Genomic DNA, 2054 nt, shown 5'->3' on the forward strand with positions numbered 1-2054 from the left:
TCGGCCTCTTCACTGCGCACCTCTGCTTCCACCTCCCGCGTGGCCTGCCACACCTGGCGAATGCCGATGGTTCCCCAGCACAGGTGGGGGCTGAGGAGAGAGGTGCCCTGTTCAGCTGGGAAATTGCGGGCCCGCTCATAGTCGAAAATGCGCAGGCCCTGACAAAAATCCTCCAGCAGCGCTTGGGCTGCCCTCTCGCCTGATGTCGGGATCCGCTGGTTGCAGACAGAGCCCAGATCCGCCAAGGTGGGCAGAGGTTGAGCTTTCAGGCTTGGCAGCGGCTGGAGCTCCTTGGGAGTGGGGAAGGGATCCGGCTTAGGCAAGCTGAACCAGCGGCGCCAGAAAGGGGTAAAAACCGAGTAGGGATCCCCCGCCTGGGTCAATACTTCCCCCGGCCCGTGCAGCAGCATATCTTGGTAAGAAAAAGACAGGATCCCGGCTGCCGTCAAGCTAGCCCGCACCCGACTCTCCTGCTGCCGGGCCAAGGGATCCAGATCCTCGTTCCAAAACACGGCCTGCGCCCCCAGCTCGGTGGCCAACTGCCGCAGCTCCACCGCCGGATCCCCCCGCCGCCAGAGGAGCGGGATCCCCATCTGGGCGTAGCGCTCCTGCAGCTCCTGCAATGCCTGAAGGAGAAACGCCACCCTGGCTGGGGCCATATCCGCCCGTTGCAAAACCTGCGGGTCGAAAACGAAAACCGGCACCACCTGGGAGCTGCGCTGCGCCGCCGCATGAAGGGCTGTGTTGTCTGCTAGCCGCAGATCGCGGCGATGCCAAATCAAAACCGGGGAAGTCATAGGCTACTGAGGGACGGGATCCCATCTTGGCCGGTTCCCACCACCCCTTTCAACTCATTCCCCCCTCCTGGACAGCCAGGAGCTAGGCTGTGAAGAACCTTAAAGGGCTCTGTCAAAGCTCTGGACGGTCGAGCAGCCGGCTGGGACAATAGCGGCAGCGTTCATCTGGCTTTTGTTGGCCATCGCTGTACCCCATTGCATAAGCTGTATCCCCCAACATCACCACCAATTGAGTTAGCTTCAGGGAGAGCAAGGGGTCAAGCGGCTCTGTGACATTCAGCATAAACTGCTCAATGGAGCGCCGCAGGGCCTCTGGCGTCTTGATCATCACGTCTCCATCCATCCATCGATGGCTTTAGGTATTCATACTCAAGGCAAGGTGGACATGGATTCAAGATAAAGGTAGAAGAGAGAGATGCTCGTAGCATCGGCTACTGTTCTGGGGATCGAGCCGACGCGGACTCTGCTCCACACCGGCCAGAGCCGGTTTGCGGATGAGCGGTAACCTAGGTATCCAAAAATGGCGACAGCGCGACGGGTGGCACGGGTAGCCGAGCTGATCAAACGGGAGGTCAGCCAAATCCTGCTCTCGGAGATCAAAGATGACCGCGTGGGGGCGGGCATGGTCAGCATTGTGGATGTCGAGGTTTCCAATGACTTGCAAAATGCCCGCATCTTCGTCAGCATCTATGGCGATGAAGCGGCCCAGCAGCAGACCATGGAGGGGCTGGCCTCTGCCACTTCCTTCGTGCGGCGGGAAATCGGTCAGCGCCTCGGCCTGCGACGGGTGCCGACGGTGGTGTTTTTGCAGGATCGCTCTTTGGAGCGGGGATCCCGGGTTCTGGCCCTGCTTAACCAACTGAAACGGGACGCCGAAACTAAGCAGGAGGGATCCTCATCTAAGAACCAGGAAACGGTTGAAGAGGGCAGTGAGGGCGAAGCAGAGGAGTTGGGTAACCAATAGCTACACCGTTTTGTTAGCAGGCACTACCCGTCTCTCAGCTCTACAGGCCACAAACGGGCGGAAGCTTTGGTTTCCTGCCTAAACGGGCAACCCCTGCTGCCCCCCGACTCTGGCCATCTGCTTTTACACTGCAAAGACTCTGCTCTAGTCCCCTTGCCTATGGCAGCACCCCAACGGCTCCAGAAACTTTTGGCTCAGCAGGGCTTGGCCTCCCGCCGCCAGGTGGAAGCCTGGATCCTAGCCGGACGCATTCGAGTCAATGGGAAGGTGGTCACCGAGCTGGGCTTTAAAGC

General features: G+C 59.8%; 4 protein-coding genes. 2 read left to right on the top strand and 2 right to left on the bottom strand.

The window, feature by feature from the left end; translation table 11 throughout:
- Together NW863_RS10865 and NW863_RS10870 are read right to left on the bottom strand one after the other, a co-directional pair.
- On the bottom strand, window positions 1-797 hold a 797-nt coding region (locus NW863_RS10865), incomplete at its 3' end, for a deoxyribodipyrimidine photo-lyase (protein ID WP_414366318.1).
- 112 nt (window positions 798-909) lie between these two features.
- Window positions 910-1125, bottom strand: coding sequence for a hypothetical protein (locus tag NW863_RS10870; RefSeq protein ID WP_414347243.1), 216 nt, complete (start codon window positions 1123-1125; stop codon window positions 910-912).
- A 192-nt stretch (window positions 1126-1317) separates the two neighbouring features.
- On the opposite strand from NW863_RS10870, the gene rbfA reads away from it, so the two are divergent.
- Window positions 1318-1761, top strand: coding sequence for a 30S ribosome-binding factor RbfA (rbfA, locus tag NW863_RS10875; protein WP_414366319.1), 444 nt, complete (start codon window positions 1318-1320; stop codon window positions 1759-1761).
- A gap of 159 nt (window positions 1762-1920) precedes the next feature.
- A partial coding sequence (locus tag NW863_RS10880; RefSeq protein WP_414366331.1) for a S4 domain-containing protein occupies window positions 1921-2054 on the top strand: 134 nt, incomplete at its 3' end.

Source organism: Synechococcus sp. B60.1 (assembly GCF_047462555.1).
Lineage (GTDB): Bacteria > Cyanobacteriota > Cyanobacteriia > Thermostichales > Thermostichaceae > Thermostichus.